Here is a 23,420-nt window from a genome sequence, read left to right on the forward strand (position 1 = left end):
ACTCAGCAAAGCATTTTCGCGATGCAATAGCGGAATTCTTTGATACAAAAATATCAAAAATAGCTCAATCCCTCCGTGGACGCATTAATGATAATTTTCAGATCATAAACCCAGTACCTTCAAGTTGAATGGGTATAGATCTTTTTCAGTCTTTAGACTCTTCTCTATGTGCTATTATTACCTGCGTAATATTTAGTTGTTTTAATGCATTATTGATCTTTATTTCTGTATCTACATCCAAATGACTGGTGGCTTCATCTAAAAAAAGAATTTTAGGATTTTTATATAAAGCTCTGGCAATCAATATTCTTTGTTTTTGACCACCGGACAAGGAACTTCCCATGTCACCAATTAAAATCTCATAATTCATAGGCATATTTAAAATATCTTCATGAATTTGTGCGATTTTTGCAACTTCATAAACTCGGTCTATATTGATCCTTGTATCCATAAATGTAATTCTTATATCAGCATTCATTGCTTTAATGAAATAATTTTTCCAATCACGATACATAAGCGGCTCCTTGGAATAGAGCTTAATGGGCATAATAGCATGTAGGATTTCCAAGAAATTTTGAGCTTACATTTGCATGCTCACCCACAGAAATTTCAGTTTGATTTTTATGATGACGATAAGACAATATTCTTAAGACCAAGAATAAAGTTAAGGCGAACAAAACCATCGCTGTTAATTAGATACTATAAAATGACATGATCGTTAGTGCTAGTATAATAACTACACCATCCAAAAGTGTATTAATTGAATCAGTAGTAATCTTACTTTGAATTTCATGTATTGAGTGGAATCTGGATAATATATCGCCTTTATGCCTTCGTTCAAAATATTCAAATGGAATTCTTAGTAAATGATTCATCACTCCAGAAGAGAAATATTCAGACAACCTATTTGTCAAAAAAACCACAAGTAGCACTATGTAGGCGCATAGCTGGAAGAATTTATTTCTAAACGCATGTAATGTAGACCGTCACTTATAATTTTTGCCTGCATGTATTTTTGATAAAATGCGAGAGACACGGCATTATCTGCCAATACGAACCCTTCAATTCTGCCACAACCATTCTTAATCGCAATGTCCTTTATTTTTTCCATCAATAAAGTAGCTCCTTTCATGCGCCGATACGATTTCTTTACATATAAGTCATTAATATAAAGGTTTTTTGAAGGAAAATTGACAGTAAAATTTCTATTATCCATTGTATAATTTACAAATCCAGCCTGCTCCCCATTCATTATTAATATTAAAAAAAATGCCAAAGGACTATCACAAAATATAGCTTTTCTAAAGTCTTCTTTTGAATAATTAAATCGATGGAGAACACCTTGCTCACTTAAATCTTCTTGGAGAGAAGAGTGAATAAAATCAAGATCTTCAACTGTAGCAGCACGTACTAATTTTTGCATGAAAAAACTCTTAAAAAGGAAAATTATAACAACCTTGCTTTAATAACTAAATGAAGAGTAAATTCATTTTTATGCTACACTCATTTTCTTTTATGTTTCATCTGTTTTTAAATGCTTAAAAAGTTTATCAAAAACAAGTATCTAAACTTCTCTTTAGTGTTTTTTTTAATCAGGATCAGTTTTTCTTCATCACTTAAATCATACACGTGCTCTATATAAGATAGTGATTGAGGAAGTGGTTTTCTTCCAGTGTTCTTTTTGGTGCGTGTGTAAGTAATGGTTTCAGTTTGTGTTTCGATGGGTTGTTGTTCTTCAGTGATGATTACAGGAATTGCTTCATCAAAGTCAACAATCCTAAAATTTTGCACACCGAGAGCAGCCAAATTTAGTAATACATTTGAACCTACGCCACCAAGCCCTAAAATGCTAACCTTTATTGTACTTAACGACTTCTGTTTTTGATATTTATTTTCATTTGCCCGACAGTATGAGCCAAAAAATTCCGTATTTTTAGACCATCTCTCTTTATCATCAACAGATGTATAAAAAGAATCCTCAATCAAATACTCGTTATCTAGAACTGTCAATAAGTCTTCTATAAACTGGCTTTCTGTAGGATAAATAAGTGATATTTTTTCTTTTAAAACATCCAAATGTGTTGCCCCATCCATCATGCAACAAACATTATAAATAAACTTTGCTTCATCATTAAGATTGATTGACAGCCCTGGGATTTTGAAAAAAGAAACGATACCATTTCTCCAACAAAATTCCACAAAGGGCTTTACTTTAGGGTATACAAATCTTAATGAAGACATCTAGGATATTAAACAGTCAATTTAATATGGAACCGCGCTACCAGCCATACTTACAGGTACGTATTTAACTTCAAAACTCATAACTTTCTCCTTAAAATTGAGCGTAAAATTATATCTTTTTAAAATTATTATGTGATGTTATACCTATTGATTTTTTGATTAATAATCAACATTGATAAGTGAAAGAACTATTGAGTCTTGAATTTAAAAAAACTATCATTCTCAAAATTCGACGCCTAGGTTAAAAATGATGAAAAAAGGTCCTGTTATTAACGAAAAAAAAATTAGTAGTATTTCTATTCGTGAAAATAATGAGCCTCTAATCGATCTAAAAGAACAGCAAGAACTTGCTTATGGCCCTCCTCCAGATACACCTTTAACCCAAAATGATTACACTAAATTAAGAAAAACCGTATATGAGAAACTATGTCTTGCTCAAAAGCAACTCCCACATGGTTGGAAATTCAGAATTTATGAAGGATTACGAAGCTTAAATGTTCAAAAAATTCTATTTGATGAACACTATAACAATTTGAGATTAAAAAACTCCAATAAATCTGAGGAAGAACTTTTCAAAGAAGCCAGTTTGTTAATTGCCCCCATAAGCTTTTTTAAAGGAGCACCAAATATACCTCCTCATAGTACTGGAGGTGCAGTAGATCTTGAAGTTATTGACCCCAATGGAAATTTAATTGATTTTGGTATGGCAATTAAAGATTGGTACAAAGTCGATCCAGAAATTTGTGAAACATATTCTCAGAATATTTCAGCTGAAGTATTCCAGAATAGAAAAATCCTTCTTGACATAATGTACGAGCATGATTTTGTTAATTATCCGCGTGAATGGTGGCATTTTTCATATGGAGATCGTTTATGGGCATTTTTAAAAGGAAAACAAGAAGCCATTTATGCCGGAATTACTTTGGCAAATTCTCATGAACTGGAGAATGAACTAATATACCACCTCTAAAACGCAAAAATATTTTCTATTTATAGAGAAGAAAGTAAAATCCTGTATTATTGCAACAACAATTAATTTTTTTCTAATGGGTTCTATCGTTTATTGATAGGTTGAGTTTGTTCATTGGGCTGCGCCTGAATTACGGAAGAACGCTTACCATAAAGCGTTGATTTGGATTGTGAAACATTGCTATCGCATAATTTTTGTAACGATTTTTCATAGGTCGAGATTTGCGCTTGAACCGCTTGCTCCGCGTCATATAAGTAATCATTAATCGATGTGTGTATCTTTGCGACCAAAAGCAGATCATCATTTTTTTCATAAGCTGAATATAAAATAATGTACTCAGAAGGACTATCCAATAAAAGATTTAGCATATTAGAGACATTATTATTAGGCTGCCATTCCCCACTTTTTTTACAATCAAGAGCATTTTTATTTGCATCCCATTCATAAAGATTGGTTACATTGATAACTGAAATAGAACTATTATTGTGTATTAACGCTTGCTTTAGAAGTTCTACTTGTTCTAAATCGAATACATTAATATTTAAAAGCTCGATTTTAAACTGTTCAGCAGCCTTTTTACATTGCAAAAAACGCGCTTATGTGGGCTATTATGGCTTATGAGGATAAGTAGGTTGACCATTTAAATCTTTGTGCATAAGAGGTAACTTCGAACTAAGAAAGGCAATATCAGTATAAGAATTAATGACTAATTATGGAGATAATTACTTACCCGAGTTTTGTAACTAACAGCTGATGTGAAAATGGTAAAACCTACTCTGTAAAAACCTGACTAACTCGTTGAACTTTTTAGGTTCGTAATAACGATTAGGAAACAGAGGGCGAATATCATCAAGGCACAAGTGAACTAAAAACTACTAACATTGCCGGATATGCGAATGCAAATACTTCACTTTTCACGAGCATTTACTTGCAAAAACGGATGAGTCCATATACGAGGTAGCGACACCCTTACTTCTCATTTTTCAAATTAAATTTAATTCGACACTTCTATTTTCTCGATTAAGTATCAATGCTTGATTTACCACACATGTTTCGCATAGGCCCTTTATCAGGTTTAATAGGTAGGGTTAGGAGTCTCATCATCCGTGGGTGGCGATTCATTTTTTGTTTTCTTGGAGGCTTCATGGAGAAAAAAAATACTTCCAGACTCAACAAACTTCCTCTTATTATTGGGAGCAAGTAAACCAATTATTTCTTCATTATTCATGATAAATGCTAATTGATATGGAGAAATCGATATGTTTTCTCCATGTTGAGTTGCCATATTGATTAAAACGTTATTTGCACGCTCAACGAACTCACCACCATATTCGGAAATAAGTCTAATTAAATCATGATTCGTAGTATCCCAAGATAAAGATAAATCAGCATGTGCTGAAATTAATTTGCTTACCACGGCAGGAGAACCTCGCTGAATTGCCAAAAAAAGAGGGGGACGCCCTATTCCATCTTTTTTATTTACATCAGCTCCAAATTCGACCAAGGAAAAAACCGCCTCGATACAGTTCTCTAATATGGCAGAATGAAGAGGAGTAAACCCATATTCCTCACAGATATCCAGTGTTGCTCCATAACAAACAAGTTCTTTAATAATATGCACATCATTGTATGCTGCGGCAATGTGAAGAGGAACCATTTTATAGATATCTTGTTTATTTGGATCTGCTTTATAATTCAATAACTCGGTTATCATCAAAATATTATTTTGAGTAACTGCATTATGAAGTGGGGTGCATCCCTTATGATCGCCTAAACTTACATCAGCGCCACACTTGGCAAGCGCTACAACCATATTAATGTCATTATTTTTTACCGCAATATGAAGTGGCGTTATTCCTTCATCATCGTCTAAATTAGCGTCAGCTCCCTGCTGAATTAACTCGATAGCAGCAAAAATATGTCCATTACAGGCAGCCTCATAAAGGGGAGTAGTATTTTTCCGGCCCTGTTTTTTATCTAAATTTGCCTTATATTTTACAAGAGACTGTATCGTGTTGACATCCCCATTAATTGCAGCTAAATAAACTGGCGTATAACCCGAAGCAGATAACTCAGGGTCAACTCCATTCAAGCAAAGTAGCTCGATAATATCTGCAGCACCGGTCATAACTGCGAAATGAATTAATTCACCATGGTGATATAACTTGTCTAAACGAATACTCCTCTTTGCAATATGCTCTTTTAAAATTGAGGCCTGTTTATTTTGCACCATAATGAAGGCTAAATCATATTGATCCACATCACGCTCAAACATTTCTTGAGTTAAAACCTGTTTTTCTTGAAATTGCTCAAGAAAATAGGCCATTTCAGCGCGGAATACATTATCACCTGTTGTAAAAATCGATGTGTTAAAACCAATATACTCACTGGTTGAATTAGGCAATTTTAATAAGTTTACGAGTTTTTCTGCGAGTAAGTCGGTTTCTTCTTTAGCAAATACTATAGGTGGATAACAACCAATACTTGTTAACCGCCAGCCCTCTTTTACCTGATAAGTCAATGCAACAGTATGGTCAATACCTGCCAGTATCAGTCTCCATGTTTCGTTTAACATAGCAGATGAACTATCTATAGTTGTTTGTAATTCACTCAAGTATTTTTGAATTTCATTATGAGAATAAACCCCGGGTTGGGAATAAATTTTACATATCCCCCCACGATGGCGTATGGTATCTGATGTAGCAATATGTGAAATAGATTCAATATCAGATTGATGTAAATATTGGCCAAAAAGAGATGTGTATTTTTCTGGCGAGTGTTGTAGCTCCAAATGATCTAAAAAACCATGTATATCCAGTAGTCGTTCATCCTCTTCCGTTAAATTAAGTCCATTTTTCTCTTTTACTGCATTAAGCAAGCTAATTAAGTCCTCGCCATAAGAAGCAATATGATGCATACGCTCGTCAAATAACCGTTCCTCATCAGCTAGATGTGCCTCAATCCACCTTATCGCAAATCCATTACAACATCCTGCCGATATTGGATAGCCTAATCGCTCTCGTAGCGAAAGAATTAATTGAGTATATTGGAACACTGGTTTTCCTATTTAGCAGAAACACCATAAATATACATTAATTAATCACCTTGATCAAATAAAGCCCCACCCCCTCACATAAGATTAAACGGACAATAATTCTGTTGTAAAGAATATAAATACGGCTATCATCATAGATAGGAAGAAAACTAATAACGAAGAAAGAAGGAGCTTTCAGTGAACCATTTATTAAAATCAATTTTTTTAGCGTGTGGTGTTATCTATTCTATTAATAGTTTTGCGAATACTGATGCAGAAATACCACTTCTTGGGAAGACGATGACTCAGGCGAAACAGCAAGAGATGTCTCCTAAACAAGCATTACAACGTTTAAAAGATGGTAATCAGCGTTTTTTAAATAATAAACTCGTCACCAGAGACTATTTAAAACAAGCCTATCAATCTTCTTATGGCCAATATCCCTTTGCTGTGGTATTGAATTGCATGGATTCACGTAGCGTTCCTGAATTTCTTTTTGATCAAGGCTTGGCTGATTTATTTACCTTGCGTGTGGCAGGAAATATAGTTAATGACGATATTTTAGGAAGTATGGAGTTTGCAACTAAAGCAGCGGGAGCACGTTTGATTGTCGTGTTGGCTCATACGTCTTGCGGTGCGGTTGCTGGCTCATGTAATGGAGTAAAACTAGGACATTTAACTGATGTGCTAGATAAAATTCATCCAGCGGTTGAAATGAGCATGAAAGCCGAGGGAAGCAAGAATTGCTCGGATCCCAAATTAGTTGATGCGATTGCAAGAACTAATGCATTAAATATGGTAAAAGAGATCCAAGAAAAAAGCCCAATCCTCAAGGCGTTAGTAGAAAGTAACAAAGTAGGTATTGTCGCAGGAATGCATGATATTAAAACAGGTCAAATAACCTTCTTTGAAGAAGGACGCTCTGTTCCGAAATCGTGATCATCCCCCTACTGATAATACCTCAATAACCAACTCTACGTACCGCGCTTTATGCGCGGTATCCAAAACGATGTAACTTGGATAATTTTTTAATTTGAAAGCATTAGACTTTTACTCATCAAAAAACGAAACCTCACCTGAACCAATATCATATAAACCACCAATAATTTTAATGGCTTTTTTACTGATTAACTCCCTGAGGATACTGCTTTTCTCCAAGATTATTTTTATGCTGTTATCCACATTAATTTTGGTCACTTCAGTAACGTATGCGGAATTAGCTCCATTGCGATTATCTTTAAACGAGGTTTCTTGCTCAATTGCGGGTGTGATTTTATCTAAGAGCTGTGTTAAATAACCTAATTGAGCTTCATCACAGGCCCCTTTTATTGCACCACAATTGGTATGGCCAAGTACAACAATCAATTTGGAGCCAGCGATTTTACATGCAAATTCCAGACTTCCAATAATATCGTCATTCACAACATTGCCTGCAATTCGAATACTAAAAATATCACCAAGACCTTGGTCAAATATGAATTCGGCAGGAGTTCGAGAATCAATACAACTTAAAATTGAGGCGAAAGGAAATTGCTCTTCAGCAGTTTCATTCACTTGCTGTAGAAAGTTACGATTATATCGCAAATTATTTATAAACCGCTCATTGCCCTTTTTAAGTAAATCAATAGCTTGGTCTGGAGTTATTTTACTCAGATCTTCTTTGCTAATTGTTTTCATAAAAACACTCCATGTTTGTTATTAATTTCCTCAATGTCCAATGCAGAATGCTACAAATACCATTAAGAGCCAAGTAAATCCCAACAAAACACAATGTGCACAAAATAACAACTCACATAACCAAAGTCTTTTGAGGTTTCGTATAGACCTAACTGCGCATCATTAAACATGTTGTTCCTCAAACGGTAATTACAAATGAACCCTAATACGGTCTTCATTACCCTCATCAGGCTCCGAATCGTTCTTATGAGCCTGAAGTTGGGTTTTCATTTTAGAAAAATTATCCATTTTCGCACTCGAGACTACGGCCGGCTCAACAACCAGAGGCCCACCATTTAATTCATCACCCAACATAACATCTTGCTCAAGTCGCTTTTTCCCAGAAATTTCATCTTGCATTCGTTGTAACGCACCCATTTCACACTTCATTTGCGCTGCTTGAATGCCTACATTAATTCCTTGTATCTGCTGGAAAAATACCGGAAATTCACGTGCCATTAGATCTTTCGCTTTAGGACTCTCACAATTCTTTAATAGCGAGGCCAATACTTGAGGCATCATATTAATGCCTAATGCTGCGTCCCCCGCATCTTTAGGCGATATACCTCCTTTAGTTAGCAAATTTATTTTTGACTCAAGATCCTGAATAGAATTTAAAAAACCAGCAGCCTGAGCCTCGGCTATTTTTGATTTTTGACTAGTACCTTTGGATGTTTCCATTATCGTTTTTATCACATCTTTCATATGTCCTAGTTGTAGCTGTTGTAACTTAGGATCATTAGGATCAAGTTTAACCTTAATTTCATTTTCATAATGTTTAATCCGATCCTCACAGTGGCGTATGTATTGGTATTGAAACTTTTTATCGAACTCTGCTTTAAACCCCTTTTCTAAATCTTTTTGCGGAGTTCCTTGAAAGCTTTCCTTAAATCCTTGAGCTAGAACTTGATTTGTCACCCAATCCTTAAACTGTGCATCAAACTCGGCTTGAATCGCCTTTACCTCTGCCCCAGTTAGCGTTTTAAATGATTTCCCTTGCGCGTTAAGTTCAGATTCCTTGGCACGGGTGAAACTCTCTAAATAATTCGCCTGAAACGCTCGCTCTAATCGCAAACGGCCAGTAATTATAGTCTCCTGCACTTTGCTCTCAAGTGCAACCTCGAATTCTTTTTGATGTACTTTTGCGACATGCTCTTGAAGCTGTTTTCCATAATTTGCACTATATTTTCCCCAGTTATCCTTCACATAAGCATCATAATACCCATCTTTTCCATGCATATAAGCAGACTTGGTTTCCTTTCTCACTTCTGCAAACTCAGCTCTTAAGGGGGCTCTTACGAGTTCACTTCGCGCGTAACTCAGCGCGTTCATGACTCCAGTCATCTGATTCATCAAAAATTGTTTTTTTACAGGGTCTTTTGTGGTTTGTGATAAAATAAGCATGGAGGCCTGTATCGCTTTAGCCCTTTGTTCAAAGATATCATGTGCGTTCTCAATTCCTTCATTTTTAAGGACATTGTGCAGACTTATTAAATCCTGAATGTTCATCTTAATGCTTTGTACATGTTGGCTATATACAGCTATGTTTTTAGTATGGGCTAACCCAAACCTTTTTTTATGGCCAATTTCAAAAGCTTGGCCAATTGAATCCGATAATGCTGTTAACGATGCAATTTCACCACTTCTTAATAATTCAGAGACTTTTATTGGTTTAGACATAATGAACCTCTAACAATGAATATTCCATAAGGATTAGAATACATTAGCTCGTTATGCATTATTATAGTTCATTGTTTACGTATTTTTTAAATAGACTGAGTAAGCATTTTTAGCGTACTCAGGAGAGATTACTTATCAACAATCGTGGGGTTCCCCCTAAAAGAGCCTACGTTGGGTTGGAACGCTTTTTTATATGAAATTATCTCTAGCTTTCTGCAACAACTCCTGAAATCGTAGCAAATGCTTCTCGGTAGTAGTATCCGTGTGCAGAACAAACTTAGAAATGGTTAAGGCAAAAAGTAATCGTCGCATGTCCCAAAGCGCATCTTGAAATTCATCTATTTTCTTTTTTGTTTTTTGGCTAAGTTTTTTTTCCAGTAATAAATTTTCAGAACTTATCGCGATGGGGGCACAATTATCAATTACATTAGCCCGAAGTTTTTCCACAAAAATGAACGTATTTATCTCTTCGGGTTTAGTCTTGATAACCTCTTGTACGCTATCTCTAAAAAAATTAAAAACCAATCGCTGATGAAATAAATAAAGTTTTTGCGAATAATGATAACCTTGAAATAAAAAATAATCGCCGACCAATATAATTACGACACCGATTAAAGTACAAATCGCACGGTTAACTACCATATCAAAGGGGCCTTCTGGTGAGTTGATCTCCGAGGTCTGTGCTAACAATAAAAAAATCATAATTGTCGTAAACAACACACTAATATCGTAACGCCGTGGATTTAAAGTTGAAATCGATAAACCAATCAGGGCCAAAATAAACACTACAGAAACAAATCGGTAATTAAACTGCATTAAGTAGATTAAAGGCAGCAAAATCGCGAGCGCAAAAAAGGTTCCACCGACACGATGTATAGCTCGTCTCGTAATTAGCCCTGGCTCAATCCCTGCACTCACCACTAACACGGTAAGTAAAACCCAAAACTTATGTGGGATAGTTGAAAATAAATAAATGAACATGGCAATCATGAACATGCCCGCTAAATGAGTAAAACGAGCATAATCAAGTCGTCTTCTCATTTGTGCTGTAGATAACATAATTTATCCCAGTGAATAAAAACTTGTTTTAAACAACGACAAATATAATGTTGCAGCTGTGTTTCTGCTACAGTAGTCATGCGAGGCATACCGCAAGGAGCATAAATATCCATATTCAAACGAAGTAATTCAAAATTTGCCTGAATATCATGCCAAAATGCCACATTCTTGTCCTCATAATAAAGACTATCCATACAGTGCTGTATATTACGTAAATTAACCGCAATACGATAAGTTTGTCTTCGGTATTTGATCGGGATTAACTTACGGTAATTACGTGCCATACCTAAGTGTTGTATCTCTTGTGCCGAACTTTTCTTTTCCTTTCTAATGGCGTAATCAATCCCATCTTGCAAGCAATGAATAAACTTTTGTACGGCCTTATTCCAAATCCGCAAATAGTTAGTTGGATAAATTTTGAGGCAAATAAAGGCGGTGAACATGGCCAATAAAGTTGACGAGATAAAAGTATACGCGACTTGAACACTTCCTAAAGGCAGGGTACTTAAAACCACCGTCCCATTAACCAATAGCAGCATGGTTAAGTTCTTTAGTGCATAAAAATACTTGAGTATTGAAAAGTAAATAAGTGCTAAAACCAGCACGGAGAAAAAGAAAAAAGTCCCTTTAAAGGGATAAACCAGATAAAAAGACACCGTAATAAATATGAGTGCAATGGTGATAAAAACTAATAAACGCTCTTTTTCTGGATAAGAATCTAATACTGGTGCCTCATAAAAAGCAATCACCAAAAAAGGAATGATGTAACTTTGAAAATTAGATGGCTGAAATATCCAATAGACGTAGGTCGCCACGGTAGCAAGAAAAAGCGCTTTAGGGAGAATGACCCTTTGTGCACCGTAAGGATCATATTCCTCAAGCCATTGTTTAAACCTTGATGTAAACATAGGCGCTGCTGCCAAGACGAAGTGGATATTTAGGATCAGGATCCGTGATACGAATAATTACTGGCAAACGCTGAGGTAATAAAATCCACTGGTTTTCATTAGTAACATTTTGCAATTGCGTGCGTGGATCAACTAATTGGCGATTAGCAGACCAATAGTCTGATTCAATGATCCCATGAAATATTTTTCGTCCTAAATACATTCGAGGAAACACCACCACATTGGAGCCTTTGCGAACTGAACTTAAATCCGTTTCATTAAAGTTTGCCTGAATGTAAATATTCTCGGTATCAACTAAAGAAAACAAGGGTTGATTGATGTTTACTGGAGTACCTATCGTAAAAAATAAATTTTGCACTACCCCATTACCTTGAGCATACACATCGGTTAGGTTTAGATTTACTTTAGCATTTCGTAAACGTGCGCTGATCGATTGAATTTCACTTTCTTGACCTTGAATTTGATACTTATCAATTTCTAACTGTTTTAAAGACGCTTCCCAGCGGTTTTTAGCGGCCATAGTGTCTTGTTCAGAATTTTGTAACGTGATTAAAGAAACGGAGCGTAAGCGATATCCTTTTTGGTATTTTTCATCATCTTGTTTTAGTCTAATGTAATTGCGCTCTTCATTGCGGCTAAGTCTTAGGTCGCGTTCATAGGTGGCTTTGAAGGCTGCTAATTTGGCTTCACCACTTGCTAAGTCCGCAATAAATTGGTCATGGGCGTAAGCATAAGGTCTTTTGAATACGGTAAAGAGCTTTTGTCCCTTTTGAACTATATCACCATTTTGCACATAAAGACCGGTGATGTAACCACTGGTAAGGGCCGCGACCGGACGCACGTTATTCATCACAAAGGCATTATCAGTAAAGGGAAATAAAAACGAAAACAGGTAAACAAATGTGGTGAAAATGCCAATAAAAATAATCGTATTTGGCAAAGTAACCCTGTGCTTCGCCCTAGCAAAACGTTTTTTAAATTGGCTACGAAGCTTGGTAAAATTAATCATATCCCTCTCAAATAATTTACTTTTTCTTGGTGTCGTCTGGTTATTTTTCTTCACTTGGCTTTACCGCATAGCCTCCGGCTAAATCTTGGTATAAAACAACTAAAGACATGGCAAGCTCTAACTTAGCCTGATTCGTTCTAAGTGCCAAGTTATCTAAATAAATTTTGCTTTGTAATAACTCTTTATACGAAATTAACCCGGTTCTTAACAAGCCCTGTTGTAATTTATATTTACGGCGGTATTCCCTTTCTGCGAGCATGTACGCATTAAATTGCTCATTCATGCGTTTATTTGCTGAATAATCAGTATCTACCTCGCGCAAAATTCGTTTGGCTGTTTTATAAAGTTCCGCTAATTTAGCCTGCTGTATGCCTTTACTTCGGGCCACTTTTCCTAAAGAACCTGGCATTAAATCCCAATTAGCATAGGCATCGGTCACATTGATCGAGACCCCACCGGGCAGATGTGCCCTTCCTACCAAATCATCCAGTTGTAGCGCGGGGAAGAAATCACTCCAGGCAACCCACTCACTGGCACGTGCCCCCTTTAATGCATAGATGGCCATGTGCATATCCGGACGATTATTAAGTACTGAGGCTGGCAAGCTACCTGGTTTAAAGCGAGAAAAATTCAATTGAGCAAACTTGTTTTTATTTTTTATTCGCCCGGGATTTTCATTAATTAAAAAGCGCAATGCATTTTCACTGTACACCATGTTATGTAAAGCTGGTTCAATTTGAGCAGCAATCAAACGCTCATCAGATTGCAGTTGTGCTAATGCCATATCATTGTCTAAACCAATTTTAATGTCGTGTTCACTTAAGGTGATTAGCGTTTTAAGATCGTTATTTAACTGCCGTAAGAGTCTGATTTGTTCTTGTTGGGACATCAGGGTAAAATAAGCGGACGCTATTTGCCCAATAACCGTCAAACGTGCTCCATCAACGGCCGCACGATGAAATTGTACGTTATAGCGAGCCTCTTTTCCTTGCGTATACAGCTTCATCATATTCAACGCGTAGTATGGCCAAATACCATAAAAGCCTCCAGGAACACCCAATGCCGGGTTTGTTGAATATCCCGCTAATAATTGAATGGTTGGAATCCAGCTCAGTTGGACTTGCAGTAATTCTCCGCGTGCTTGCTGCAAGTTCCCTAAAGCAATATGGACATCCATGTTATAACGCAAACCAGCCTCAATCAAATGATTCAATTCCTCATCATGAAATTGTTGCCACCATGCCAAGCAAGGCAAATTATCTAAAGGTTTATAAGCTTTTGTACTGGAGGGAAATTGCTTTGGCGCAACAACTTGCTGCTTTACTCCCTTACCACAGCCCCATAATCCTATTAGTATGGAGATTAAGAATAGTGTTTTTTTTATCATTAATTAAGTTACTGATGTTTATTAAAAATAACGGTGCATTCATCATTGTAAGTTTAGTTCCAGGGAGTGTCTAGGGCTTTCTTTCACCACCTATTAAGACTCGCTCAAATACCGGCTATGCATTAAAAATGGACGGAAATTTTTCATCACCTATACTGTAGTTAAACAATAACGTTTTTCATCTTAGGATCTAAAATGGACCATTCATGGAAAGAACAGTTAAATCAGCAACTAGAAAAACATATTGATGCCCAAAAAATTCGTTAAAGCCCTATCGATGAGTTATTGTGAACAGCACACGGTTGAAGAGGCCGCAAGTGACATGTTACTGCTTGATAAGTTATCTATTCAGCGTTCAATAATTATCAATTTCTATGAGTCGACCCTTTCTGAATATCCTTTGCATGTGAAAATTTATCGCTTTGGTAACCCTATCCCTTTATCAGATATCCTACCCATGCTAGAAAACGATGATGGCTTTAATAAGCTCGTCTTGGGTGCAGGATTATCCTGGCGAGAGTTGAACATCATTCGCGCTTACGCCAAATACATGCATCAAGCAGGAATAAGAAAATGGGAATTACCGCGCGTGGAGCCTGGGAATCAATTAAACGACATTTTCGTGAGTTAGATATTAACTTCGCAGAGCGAGAATTCACTGTAGTTGGTGTTGGGGATATGAGCGGTGACGTCTTTGGTAATGGCCTTACCTATTCCAGAAATAGCCGCCTCCTAGCGGCCTTCGATCATCGTCATATATTCCTTGATCCTAATCCCGATGCACATAAATCATTTGATGAACGCGTTCGTCTCTTTAATCTACCAACCTCTTCCTGGGAAGATTATAACCAAGATCTCATTTCCACTGGTGGACGTGTGGACTTGAAGCAGTATCTGTAGTCTGTGGTTAAGAGGAAAACCTGGTTGCACGCAACCAGGTTTTAAAATTATTTTTTGAAGTTACTTAAAACAGCCTCGGCATCCATTACCCCACCAACATTCGTACGATACAATTTAATTTTCATAAATGTTGTTGGAATCTCTACCGTCACCCATTGCCCACCGGAAATAGTTGTCGTACTTGTAGTGGTTGTATTATGACGGCGATGATGATGGTGCTCCGAAGTCGAGTCCGTTGTCGTAGTTTCAGTTATTGGTGTTTGATAGGTTCTTTTATTTACCGTTGATGCAGAATCAAGAATCTTAAAATAACGATAACCGTTCATCTTAGTTACTTCAGCAGAACGTCTTAACGCATATTGATAAGCTTGATCGCGGCTTGAGTATTCATTCCCTAAAAACTTTACCGAATACGTATCCTCACTTAAACGGAAATCTTCAAATCCTCCCGATAATGACATTGGATGATAACCTGTAGCACAACTAACAAGTAGTAATAAAACAGGAATAATGGCGATAAATTTTTTCATTTTTTTCTCACAGTAACGTCTTTAGAACAATATTATTAGTACATCTACTCACATATATTATTATGACAATGCAAATTAGGATAGCGATTGGGACTATAATGTTGATGCACATGCACCTGTGGTCTTGGATAATAATGAGGTTGGATGTAATGATGGTGGTGGTGATGCCGGCGTTTATGGTGATGGTGATAATTACCCCATGCGTACAAAAGATTAGAAGAACTAAAAAGACCAATAAACACACTGACTAACAATATTCTTAATTTCATTAGGAGCCCCTAAACAAAATTGATAAAATTTAACTGGTTAGTACCAGTTTCGTTTTTTATTTAGACTTCATGAATCCATAAAAAACCAAATGATCATATTTGGTTCATTGATAAGCGGATACTAAGTGATCCTTAGTTTTTTATGAAGCATTAGTAGGTAAATTAAAATGACCGATTCGCCTTTACCCAAGCGATTAAAAGAAGCTCGTGTTGCCGCGGGAATCTCACAAAAAAAATTAGGTATTGCTGCAGGAATAGATGAATTTTCAGCCAACCCTCGCATCAATCAATATGAGAGCGGAAAGCATTCTCCCGATTTCTGCACCTTAAAAAGAATTGCAGCAGTCTTGTCCGTCCCTACCGCGTATTTTTATAATGTTGTAATACGGTTTTTTGTACTACAAATCCCCGTATTACGCGGTATTAATAGGGACTATGTGATTACAGCCCTAACAAAATAAAGGTGCTTACAATGAAAATTAGCAGGCTGGTTATCTGAGGATAATTATACGACTTATAACTTCGTTTACGCATGAATAAATCAATCAGGTATACAGGAAGTACTGAAACGAGGGTTAATACAATCACTAAGGCCACATATTCGGCTATTTGTGGAAATGGTATGATTGATACGATAAACGTTAATATTTTCACTAGAGTTTCACGATAATAAGCGAGCGTCAAGATAACCCAATCACCATAACTAAATACAAACCAAGAAGCCGCCAATAAAGGCAAAAATAATTTAACGCCTTTAACCGCAAAAATTTTCTTAATAACTCCAAGAAACTCCTGTGAAAAAAATACCGTAATAGCCCCCAACAGGATAACCAAAGTCAGTGTGAATAACATTTACTTGTTCCTAAAACATAAATCTAACAAACCAATTGGGTACTTTTTATAATCGTTCCTCTAAAGCTTCCCAACGCGCATAGTACTCCATTAATACAGATTCATCCTCGGCCAGGCTCTGATTTATTTTTGCAATAGCCAATGCATCCTGCTGATAAAATTTGGGGTCAGCCATCTGTAATTGCAACTCAGAAATCTTCTTTTCCAATTGCTCAATTTTTTGTGGCAATTGGGATAATTCACGCTGCTCATTAAAGCTTAGCTTATTTGTCGATGGGCTGCGCTTAACGGTTGGATTTCTATCCGCTGTATCACGCTCACGCTGCTGTTGTTGCTGCTGCTTCTTATGCGCCTTATAATCGTCATAGCCACCAACAAACTCACTAAATTGTCCGGCTTCTTCATACACTAGGACACTGGTTACCACCTGGTTAATGAAAGCTCTATCATGGCTAATTAATATTAACGTACCTTGATAATCAGCTAACAGCTCTTCCAAAAGTTCTAGCGTTTCAATATCTAAATCATTTGTAGGTTCGTCCATCACTAAAAAGTTAACTGGTTTAGCGAATAACTTAGCTAACAATAAACGATTACGCTCTCCACCTGATAATACAGAAACCGGTTGATTAAAACGCTCTGCGGAGAACAGAAAATCACGTAAGTAACTGGCAACATGTTTTTGTTTGCCGTTAATCGTGACATAATCTGCGCCCTCACCCACGTTATACATTACTGTTTTATCTTCTTGTAATTGTCGACGTAGCTGATCAAAATAAGCCACGTTTAAGGAGGTACCTTGTTTGATGTCTCCTGAATCGGGCTGCAATTCCCCCAACAATAAACGCACTAGAGTTGTTTTACCACAACCATTAGGCCCAATAACCCCAAGTTTATCTCCACGAGTCAGTAATAAAGAAAAGTTTTCTAATAACTTTTTTTGCCCTAAAGAGTAATTCACGTTACTTGCTTCGATAACTACAGAACCTGAACGACTAACATCTAAAGAAATTACCTTAACTTTTCCTAATTGATTACGGCGTTCCTTATATTCTTCACGCAACGCTTTTAAAGCACGTACTCGCCCTTCATTACGTGTACGTCGAGCTTTGACTCCCGTACGAATCCAGACTTCTTCTTCGGCGAGTTTTTTATCAAATAATTCATTTTGCTTTTGTTCACTCTGACGAATTGTCTCACGTCGGTCCAGATAGGTTTCGTAATCACAATCATGCCGGTGTAATTTTCCGCGATCAATTTCCACAATCCGATTTGACACCTGGCTTAGGAATTCTCTATCATGGGTAACCAATAATACCGCGCCTTTAAAGCTTTTGAGATAAGCCTCAAGCCATTCAATCGCTTCAATATCTAAATGGTTGGTTGGCTCATCCAATAATAATAAATCAGGTGATGCGATCAGTGCCGCCCCCAACAGAACGCGACGTTTCATTCCCCCTGATAAATTATTCATCCGCTCCTGAGTAGCAATACCCAAACGGCTGGCCATCGTTTCGATTTGCGGCAATTTATCCCAAGCGTGTAGGTTATCCATTCGCTGTTGGACACGAACCAATTTCTCCATATCCCCTTGTTGGGATAGTTCATGAAATTGAGATAAAACTTCTCCAACTTCACCTAAGCTTTTCACTAAAAAATGATAAACGGAGTCATCCCCAGTAATAGGAACTTCTTGAGTTAAGCCTGCGACTCGTAAACCGGATAATTGATTGATTTGTCCGCTGTCAGGAACAATATCTCCTTGCAGTAATTTAAGAAGAGTTGATTTCCCTGCCCCATTTCTGCCGACTAGGGCAACCCTATCTTGTGGCTGTATTTGCCAATCGGCTTGATCTAACAGTTGATTGCCAGCAATATTAAGACTTACGTCATGAAGGGAAAGAATACTCATACTTTAAACTCTAAAAATTGAAACATTTTGGTTTGATTTGTGGGCATCTCCCACATAATCAATGCCATTAAGTTAATGGATTTTATTTATACATTGTTGGTTGGGGACATAGGCCCAACCAACACGTCTTGGGAGAGAGGGTTAATAACAACCTACTCAGGTAATACCAATACCCCATCCATCTCAACCTGTGCCCCTCGAGGCAATGCGGCAACACCTATTGCTGCTCGAGCAGGATAAGGCTCTACAAAATAACGGCCCATGGCTTCATTAATCAAGGGAAAATGACTTAAATCAGTCAAATACACATTGAGCTTGGCTATATTTGCCAAACTACCACCCGCAGCGTCACATACTGCAGATAGATTTTCTAAAACTTGCGTGATTTGTTCACTAATGTCGTCACTACACATTTGCATGGTTTTAGGGTCTAGCGGTATTTGACCTGAGAGGTATATGGTATTACCACATTGAATTGCTTGTGAATATGTTCCAATAGCTTCCGGAGCTAATTTCGTATGTACAGGCTGCATTAATTATCCCCTTGTTTTTTTCGGTACAGACGCATCACCACTTTATTAGCGCGTAATCGACGCATTACTCGCGCCAGGTGCGTCCGGTCAATCACGCTGATTGAAAATGTTACTGCGTTATGACGTCCATCGCGAGGGTCTACATTGATGTTACCAATATTTGATCCCGCTTCGGAAATAGCGGTCGCTAAAACAGCTAATACTCCGCGCTCATTCGCTACATCAACAGTAATATCGACCCAATATTCCCCCTCAACCTTCTCATCCCAACGTAAAGGAACAAATTGTTCAGGGTTCATACGTGAAGTTTTTAAACTTGCACAATCGCTATTGTGTACAATGATTCCTCTACCCTGCTGGAAGACCCCTATGATGCTATCGCCAGGAATTGGTTGGCAACATTCACCAAAATGTACCACCATCCCTTCGGTGCCTTTAATGGCAAAGGGTCGAACTTTGCTTGCTTTGTCCAACTCATGGAAGTCTTGACTGACCACCAAGCGTTTCGCAATCACCATGGCCATTTGGTTACCAATACCAATAGCGAAGAGTAAATCATCTATAGTTTTATAGTGTAAATCACTTAATAGCACGTGAAGTGTCTCTGGCGGTACTTTGGCATAATCACTGGATAATTCAGCTAAAGATTGTTCCAGTAATCGTTTTCCTAAAACAATGGATTCCTCATTTTGCTGGCTCTTCAAGAAATGACGTATATTTGAACGCGCCTTACCAGTAACCACAAAATTTAACCATGCCGGGTTAGGATGAGCACTGGAGGAAGTAATAATTTCTACGGTTTGTCCATTCGATAAAGGAATGCTCAGTGGTACTAAACGTCGATTTACCTTGGCTGCCACACAACTATTCCCTACGCCCGAATGCACTGCATAGGCAAAATCAACTGCTGTAGCCCCTTTAGGCAACTCCATAATATGACCTTTGGGAGTAAATACATAAACCTCGTCAGGGAATAAATCAATTTTAACGTTTTCAATGAATTCGAGGGAGTTCCCGGTACTACGCTGCATTTCTAATAAACTTTGTACCCATTCACGAGCACGTAGCTGTGCTTCATTTACTTCCAATCCAGAAGATTTATAAATCCAATGCGCCGCAACCCCATTATCTGCAACTTTATCCATATCTCGTGTACGAACTTGCACCTCAAGAGGAACCCCAAAGGGACCAAACAAAGTGGTATGCAAGGATTGATAACCATTCGCCTTAGGAATCCCAATATAATCTTTGAAACGCTGAGGAACTGGTTTATAGGTGCAATGCAAAGCACCTAAAATACGATAACAGGAATCAATATCTTCAGTGATGACTCGAAATGCAAATACATCGGTAATTTCTGTAAATGAGGCCTTTTTTTGCCGCATTTTGCGATAGATACTATATAAGTGCTTCTGTCTACCAAATACCTGCTCATAAGGAATATTTAATTGCGCCAGAGCTTGCTGCAAATCACGTTCGATGGTTTGAGTTAATTCACGGCGATTACCGCGTGATTTTTCTACGGCAGATTTAATTGCGCGATAACGCATAGGATATAGAGCTTGAAATCCCAGATCTTCAAGGCCAACGTAGATGGAGTGCATCCCCAGGCGATTGGCAATTGGGGCATAAATTTCTAAGGTTTCAACAGCAATACGGCGTCGTTTTGCTGCCGGCATGGAGCCTAAGGTGCGCATATTATGCAGCCGATCCGCTAATTTTACGATAATTACGCGGATGTCTTTGACCATAGCCAAAACCATTTTACGGAAATTTTCTGCCTGAGCTTCTGCTTTGGATTCAAATTTGATTTTGGTAAGTTTGGTAACTCCATCGACTAAGGCGGTGATGTCTTCACCAAATTGGCGGGTTAAATCTTCTTTGCTTACAGTGGTATCTTCAACGACATCATGAAGTAGTGTCGCCATAATGGTTTGATAATCGAGCCGCATTCGAGCCAGAATCAAGGCAGCGGCAACAGGATGAGTTATGTAAGGCTCCCCTGAACGACGCATTTGACCATGGTGTGCTTTTTCAGCAACTAAATAAGCTTGGTAACATTTTTCTATTTGAGCTTGCTCGAGATAGCATTTCAGCTCTTCATCAAGCTCTTTAAAATAGCTCACGCAGCACTCCCTGATGTCCAACATGGTCATACCTCATTTTGGCTAAGATAACGGAAACAGCCCCTTACATCCAAGCAAAAAATTGAACCCTATACTAAAATAATAGCCCAAACCATAAAAAATGGTGCACCTGCACAATAGACCATTTTAACTTGCTTAAAAACACGTAACTCGTATGGTACACGTTCACGCTGTAGGTAAATTTAGTCATTGCAAGCGCAGCGCAGCAACCCAAGAGTTCGAAGTGCTGAACCCTGGGTTGCTGCGCTCACAATGACGGTGGGGTTTTATTTAATTCAAAAAAATAACAAAACCCTGCGAACGATTACCCGTATGACGCTGCGCTAATACGGGCTACAAAATTTTTATTCTTTATCTAGAATAGCTGCTGTGACCAAACCTTCAGCAATTTCACGTAAAGCAACAACTGTTGGCTTATCATTTTCCCATTCAACCATGGGTTGATCACCGCGCACAGCAATTTGTCGTGCACGCTTTGTAGCCACCATAACTAATTCAAAACGGTTTGCTACATGCTCTAAACAATCTTCAACTGTAACTCGTGCCATAATTGCCTTCTCCGGTAACCAAAACTTCTTATTTTACTGCGATGACATCAGGAATGAAAGTAATTTTGCTTGTTTATTTACCTGCCGCTCGATACGCAGACGATTAGCCAGCACAATTGTGCATAAATCTGCAGCTGCATGTTCAAAAGTATCATTAACAATAAGATAATCAAACTCTGAATAATGACTAAGTTCATCTTGGGCTTTTTTCATTCGGCCGCGAATTATTTCGTCATTATCTTGGCCTCTATTGGTTAAACGTTCCTTCAATGCCTCGATTGATGGCGGAATAATAAAGATACTTACTGCCTCAGGGAAGTTTTTCTTAATTTGCGCAGCCCCTTGCCAATCAATGTCTAAAACCACATCAATGCCACATTCCAAACGCTCACTAATTTGTGCCCTGGAAGTACCATATAAATGGCTAAAAACTTGCGCATGCTCAATAAAAGCTCCCTCATTGATCATGGTAGTAAATTGACTTTCATCAACAAAAAAATAATCTACTCCATGAACCTCTCCTGGCCGCATCACACGAGTTGTATGAGAAATAGAAACATCAATCTGCTCAAGAGTCTCGATTAAATTTCTCACTAAACTCGTCTTGCCCCCTCCTGAAGGTGCAGCAACAATAAATAAATTACCCGAATAATTACCCACAATATAACTCACTCAATATTTTGAATTTGCTCACGCATTTGTTCAATTAGTACTTTCATTTCCACAGCACTCTGGGTTAATTCCACAGAATCTGACTTAGAACTTAAGGTGTTCGCCTCTCGATTCAACTCTTGCATTAAGAAATCAAGGCGTCTTCCCGCTATTTTATCGCAATTTATAGTCCGACTCACTTCATTAATATGAGTTTGTAAACGATCTAATTCTTCGCTCACATCCAAACGGGTAAGAATTAACGCGATTTCCTGCTCAACGCGATTTTCCGGTACTTCAATCTGCACCGCCTGTAAACGAGAAAACAATTTATCTTTAACTTGCTCGGCTTGATTTGCCACAAGCTCTCGTGAACGCATTACTTCTTTACCTAATTCCTGCAAACGGCTACTCACATGAGACTGTAATGCGTTCCCTTCGGTTGCACGAACGTGTTTAAGCTGTTCGATGGCATCTTCGAATAAAGAAATTGCTTGATGACCTAATTCGTCAACATCAGGAGCGCTTAGCTGCACGACCCCAGGCCAAGCAAGAATACGACTGACCCCAAAATCATTTGCCAGGTGATGAGAAACAGACAATTGATTGCTTAAATCTACTAAGGCATTCACCATTGCTGTATTTACAAGCATCGACTGACTATCAGAACCAACATCCTGATATTTAAGCTGACACTCTAATTTACCACGGCTTATTTTATCACGCAGCACAGTACGTAAATGAGGTTCAATAAAACGAAATGGCTCCGGCAAACGAAATGAAATATCTAGATACCGATGGTTTACTGAGCGAATCTCCCAACAAAGAGTTCCGGCATTGATCTGTTTTTGTGCCCGAGCAAAGGCAGTCATACTTTGAATCATAAAAAGACCATTGAAGATACGTCGCGCGACTATACCGCAATTTCAGAAAATTGGACAGAACTGATCAAAATCGACATAACAGAACATGGTAATCCGTAGGCTGGGCTTAGCAGCCTAATGGCGCTGCCTTAAGGTGTACAAGAATTAGTAATTTTTAGTTTAATCTATTGAAAAGTAATGAAATCAGTTT

The 23,420-nt window shown here is 37.8% G+C and carries 25 protein-coding genes and 1 pseudogene; 5 read left to right on the forward strand and 21 right to left on the reverse strand.

Annotated features, from left to right (window positions below):
- Positions 1–145 precede the first annotated feature (145 nt).
- From ACQY7T_RS05770 to ACQY7T_RS05785, 4 genes are all read right to left on the reverse strand, one after another.
- Positions 146–514, reverse strand: coding sequence for an ATP-binding cassette domain-containing protein (locus ACQY7T_RS05770; RefSeq protein WP_428411933.1), 369 nt, complete (start codon positions 512–514; stop codon positions 146–148).
- Between the two features lie 178 nt (positions 515–692).
- On the reverse strand, positions 693–932 hold the full coding sequence (locus tag ACQY7T_RS05775) for an ABC transporter transmembrane domain-containing protein (RefSeq protein WP_428411935.1): 240 nt from the start codon (positions 930–932) through the stop codon (positions 693–695).
- Entirely contained in the window at positions 932–1,423 is a 492-nt protein-coding gene (locus ACQY7T_RS05780) for an N-acetyltransferase family protein (protein ID WP_428411937.1), read from the reverse strand. Before ACQY7T_RS05780 ends, ACQY7T_RS05775 begins: the two co-directional genes overlap by 1 nt.
- Positions 1,424–1,530: 107 nt before the next feature.
- Positions 1,531–2,097, reverse strand: a complete 567-nt coding sequence (locus ACQY7T_RS05785; protein ID WP_428411938.1) for a ThiF family adenylyltransferase — start codon at positions 2,095–2,097, stop codon at positions 1,531–1,533.
- A gap of 394 nt (positions 2,098–2,491) precedes the next feature.
- On the opposite strand from ACQY7T_RS05785, the gene ACQY7T_RS05790 reads away from it, so the two are divergent.
- Positions 2,492–3,211, forward strand: a complete 720-nt coding sequence (locus ACQY7T_RS05790) for a M15 family metallopeptidase (RefSeq protein WP_428411975.1) — start codon at positions 2,492–2,494, stop codon at positions 3,209–3,211.
- An 83-nt stretch (positions 3,212–3,294) separates the two neighbouring features.
- Here the strand turns inward: ACQY7T_RS05790 and ACQY7T_RS05795 are convergent, their stop codons facing one another.
- Together ACQY7T_RS05795 and ACQY7T_RS05800 are read right to left on the reverse strand one after the other, a co-directional pair.
- Positions 3,295–3,798, reverse strand: coding sequence for a hypothetical protein (locus ACQY7T_RS05795; RefSeq protein ID WP_428411940.1), 504 nt, complete (start codon positions 3,796–3,798; stop codon positions 3,295–3,297).
- A gap of 488 nt (positions 3,799–4,286) precedes the next feature.
- Positions 4,287–6,266, reverse strand: a complete 1,980-nt coding sequence (locus ACQY7T_RS05800) for an ankyrin repeat domain-containing protein (protein WP_428411942.1) — start codon at positions 6,264–6,266, stop codon at positions 4,287–4,289.
- 177 nt (positions 6,267–6,443) lie between these two features.
- Here ACQY7T_RS05800 and ACQY7T_RS05805 point away from each other — a divergent pair, with 177 nt between their 5' ends.
- Positions 6,444–7,184: a carbonic anhydrase family protein gene (locus ACQY7T_RS05805; protein ID WP_428411944.1), complete on the forward strand. Its 741-nt coding sequence runs from the start codon at positions 6,444–6,446 to the stop codon at positions 7,182–7,184.
- A 111-nt stretch (positions 7,185–7,295) separates the two neighbouring features.
- Here the strand turns inward: ACQY7T_RS05805 and ACQY7T_RS05810 are convergent, their stop codons facing one another.
- The 6 genes from ACQY7T_RS05810 to ACQY7T_RS05835 form a co-directional block, all read right to left on the reverse strand.
- Complete coding sequence (locus tag ACQY7T_RS05810) at positions 7,296–7,922, reverse strand: carbonic anhydrase family protein (RefSeq protein ID WP_428411946.1); 627 nt, start codon at positions 7,920–7,922, stop codon at positions 7,296–7,298.
- Positions 7,923–8,111: 189 nt separating this feature from the next.
- Positions 8,112–9,641 carry a hypothetical protein gene (locus ACQY7T_RS05815; protein WP_428411948.1) on the reverse strand — a complete coding sequence of 510 codons (1,530 nt, stop codon included), beginning with the start codon at positions 9,639–9,641 and terminating at the stop codon, positions 8,112–8,114.
- Between the two features lie 189 nt (positions 9,642–9,830).
- Complete coding sequence (locus ACQY7T_RS05820; protein ID WP_428411950.1) at positions 9,831–10,700, reverse strand: FUSC family protein; 870 nt, start codon at positions 10,698–10,700, stop codon at positions 9,831–9,833.
- Complete coding sequence (locus tag ACQY7T_RS05825) at positions 10,679–11,608, reverse strand: hypothetical protein (protein ID WP_428411952.1); 930 nt, start codon at positions 11,606–11,608, stop codon at positions 10,679–10,681. Before ACQY7T_RS05825 ends, ACQY7T_RS05820 begins: the two co-directional genes overlap by 22 nt.
- On the reverse strand, positions 11,589–12,617 hold the full coding sequence (locus ACQY7T_RS05830; protein ID WP_428411954.1) for an HlyD family secretion protein: 1,029 nt from the start codon (positions 12,615–12,617) through the stop codon (positions 11,589–11,591). The genes ACQY7T_RS05825 and ACQY7T_RS05830 overlap by 20 nt, the downstream gene beginning before the upstream one ends.
- 40 nt (positions 12,618–12,657) lie before the next feature.
- Positions 12,658–14,004, reverse strand: a complete 1,347-nt coding sequence (locus tag ACQY7T_RS05835) for a TolC family protein (protein ID WP_428411956.1) — start codon at positions 14,002–14,004, stop codon at positions 12,658–12,660.
- Positions 14,005–14,326: 322 nt separating this feature from the next.
- On the opposite strand from ACQY7T_RS05835, the gene ACQY7T_RS05840 reads away from it, so the two are divergent.
- Both ACQY7T_RS05840 and ACQY7T_RS05845 read left to right on the forward strand, forming a co-directional pair.
- Positions 14,327–14,635 carry a hypothetical protein gene (locus ACQY7T_RS05840; RefSeq protein WP_428411977.1) on the forward strand — a complete coding sequence of 103 codons (309 nt, stop codon included), beginning with the start codon at positions 14,327–14,329 and terminating at the stop codon, positions 14,633–14,635.
- Positions 14,569–14,883: pseudogene (locus tag ACQY7T_RS05845) on the forward strand (NAD-glutamate dehydrogenase domain-containing protein); the annotation flags it as partial. The gene ACQY7T_RS05840 and the pseudogene ACQY7T_RS05845, both read left to right, overlap by 67 nt.
- A gap of 68 nt (positions 14,884–14,951) precedes the next feature.
- On the opposite strand, the gene ACQY7T_RS05850 reads toward ACQY7T_RS05845, so the two are convergent.
- A complete protein-coding gene (locus ACQY7T_RS05850; RefSeq protein ID WP_428411958.1) occupies positions 14,952–15,434 on the reverse strand; it encodes a CC0125/CC1285 family lipoprotein in 483 nt (160 codons plus the stop codon).
- A gap of 44 nt (positions 15,435–15,478) precedes the next feature.
- Positions 15,479–15,703 (reverse strand): hypothetical protein, encoded by a 225-nt coding sequence (locus ACQY7T_RS05855; RefSeq protein WP_428411960.1) that lies wholly within the window; start codon positions 15,701–15,703, stop codon positions 15,479–15,481.
- Between the two features lie 167 nt (positions 15,704–15,870).
- Here ACQY7T_RS05855 and ACQY7T_RS05860 point away from each other — a divergent pair, with 167 nt between their 5' ends.
- On the forward strand, positions 15,871–16,164 hold the full coding sequence (locus ACQY7T_RS05860; protein ID WP_428411962.1) for a helix-turn-helix domain-containing protein: 294 nt from the start codon (positions 15,871–15,873) through the stop codon (positions 16,162–16,164).
- Here the strand turns inward: ACQY7T_RS05860 and ACQY7T_RS05865 are convergent.
- The 7 genes from ACQY7T_RS05865 to ACQY7T_RS05895 form a co-directional block, all read right to left on the reverse strand.
- Entirely contained in the window at positions 16,145–16,555 is a 411-nt protein-coding gene (locus tag ACQY7T_RS05865; RefSeq protein ID WP_428411964.1) for a hypothetical protein, read from the reverse strand. The two genes, ACQY7T_RS05860 and ACQY7T_RS05865, sit on opposite strands and share 20 nt — an antisense overlap.
- Positions 16,556–16,601: 46 nt before the next feature.
- Entirely contained in the window at positions 16,602–18,467 is a 1,866-nt protein-coding gene (gene abc-f / locus ACQY7T_RS05870; protein ID WP_428411966.1) for a ribosomal protection-like ABC-F family protein, read from the reverse strand.
- 152 nt (positions 18,468–18,619) lie between these two features.
- Positions 18,620–19,000 carry a RidA family protein gene (locus ACQY7T_RS05875; protein ID WP_428411968.1) on the reverse strand — a complete coding sequence of 127 codons (381 nt, stop codon included), beginning with the start codon at positions 18,998–19,000 and terminating at the stop codon, positions 18,620–18,622.
- Positions 19,000–21,126: a bifunctional GTP diphosphokinase/guanosine-3',5'-bis pyrophosphate 3'-pyrophosphohydrolase gene (spoT, locus tag ACQY7T_RS05880; RefSeq protein ID WP_428411970.1), complete on the reverse strand. Its 2,127-nt coding sequence runs from the start codon at positions 21,124–21,126 to the stop codon at positions 19,000–19,002. The genes ACQY7T_RS05875 and spoT overlap by 1 nt, the downstream gene beginning before the upstream one ends.
- Positions 21,127–21,491: 365 nt before the next feature.
- Positions 21,492–21,695: a DNA-directed RNA polymerase subunit omega gene (gene rpoZ, locus ACQY7T_RS05885; RefSeq protein ID WP_400187025.1), complete on the reverse strand. Its 204-nt coding sequence runs from the start codon at positions 21,693–21,695 to the stop codon at positions 21,492–21,494.
- 33 nt (positions 21,696–21,728) lie between these two features.
- Entirely contained in the window at positions 21,729–22,358 is a 630-nt protein-coding gene (gene gmk / locus ACQY7T_RS05890) for a guanylate kinase (protein WP_428411979.1), read from the reverse strand.
- A gap of 5 nt (positions 22,359–22,363) precedes the next feature.
- Positions 22,364–23,230 (reverse strand): YicC/YloC family endoribonuclease, encoded by an 867-nt coding sequence (locus ACQY7T_RS05895; protein ID WP_428411973.1) that lies wholly within the window; start codon positions 23,228–23,230, stop codon positions 22,364–22,366.
- Positions 23,231–23,420 lie beyond the last annotated feature (190 nt).

The organism is Legionella sp. (assembly GCF_965140895.1).
In the GTDB taxonomy this organism is placed as follows: domain Bacteria; phylum Pseudomonadota; class Gammaproteobacteria; order Legionellales; family Legionellaceae; genus Legionella.

Excerpts from the sequence above, each read along its gene's own strand:
- ACQY7T_RS05770 (WP_428411933.1), bottom strand. The coding sequence starts at position 514 with ATGTATCGTGATTGGAAAAATTATTTCATTAAAGCAATGAATGCTGAT.
- ACQY7T_RS05780 (WP_428411937.1), bottom strand. The coding sequence starts at position 1,423 with ATGCAAAAATTAGTACGTGCTGCTACAGTTGAAGATCTTGATTTTATT.
- ACQY7T_RS05785 (WP_428411938.1), bottom strand. The coding sequence starts at position 2,097 with ATGATGGATGGGGCAACACATTTGGATGTTTTAAAAGAAAAAATATCA.
- ACQY7T_RS05790 (WP_428411975.1), top strand. The coding sequence starts at position 2,492 with ATGAAAAAAGGTCCTGTTATTAACGAAAAAAAAATTAGTAGTATTTCT.
- ACQY7T_RS05810 (WP_428411946.1), bottom strand. The coding sequence starts at position 7,922 with ATGAAAACAATTAGCAAAGAAGATCTGAGTAAAATAACTCCAGACCAA.
- ACQY7T_RS05815 (WP_428411948.1), bottom strand. The coding sequence starts at position 9,641 with ATGTCTAAACCAATAAAAGTCTCTGAATTATTAAGAAGTGGTGAAATT.
- ACQY7T_RS05820 (WP_428411950.1), bottom strand. The coding sequence starts at position 10,700 with ATGTTATCTACAGCACAAATGAGAAGACGACTTGATTATGCTCGTTTT.
- ACQY7T_RS05825 (WP_428411952.1), bottom strand. The coding sequence starts at position 11,608 with ATGTTTACATCAAGGTTTAAACAATGGCTTGAGGAATATGATCCTTAC.
- ACQY7T_RS05830 (WP_428411954.1), bottom strand. The coding sequence starts at position 12,617 with ATGATTAATTTTACCAAGCTTCGTAGCCAATTTAAAAAACGTTTTGCT.
- ACQY7T_RS05835 (WP_428411956.1), bottom strand. The coding sequence starts at position 14,004 with ATGATAAAAAAAACACTATTCTTAATCTCCATACTAATAGGATTATGG.
- ACQY7T_RS05840 (WP_428411977.1), top strand. The coding sequence starts at position 14,327 with ATGTTACTGCTTGATAAGTTATCTATTCAGCGTTCAATAATTATCAAT.
- ACQY7T_RS05850 (WP_428411958.1), bottom strand. The coding sequence starts at position 15,434 with ATGAAAAAATTTATCGCCATTATTCCTGTTTTATTACTACTTGTTAGT.
- ACQY7T_RS05855 (WP_428411960.1), bottom strand. The coding sequence starts at position 15,703 with ATGAAATTAAGAATATTGTTAGTCAGTGTGTTTATTGGTCTTTTTAGT.
- ACQY7T_RS05860 (WP_428411962.1), top strand. The coding sequence starts at position 15,871 with ATGACCGATTCGCCTTTACCCAAGCGATTAAAAGAAGCTCGTGTTGCC.
- ACQY7T_RS05865 (WP_428411964.1), bottom strand. The coding sequence starts at position 16,555 with ATGTTATTCACACTGACTTTGGTTATCCTGTTGGGGGCTATTACGGTA.
- abc-f (WP_428411966.1), bottom strand. The coding sequence starts at position 18,467 with ATGAGTATTCTTTCCCTTCATGACGTAAGTCTTAATATTGCTGGCAAT.
- ACQY7T_RS05875 (WP_428411968.1), bottom strand. The coding sequence starts at position 19,000 with ATGCAGCCTGTACATACGAAATTAGCTCCGGAAGCTATTGGAACATAT.
- rpoZ (WP_400187025.1), bottom strand. The coding sequence starts at position 21,695 with ATGGCACGAGTTACAGTTGAAGATTGTTTAGAGCATGTAGCAAACCGT.
- ACQY7T_RS05895 (WP_428411973.1), bottom strand. The coding sequence starts at position 23,230 with ATGATTCAAAGTATGACTGCCTTTGCTCGGGCACAAAAACAGATCAAT.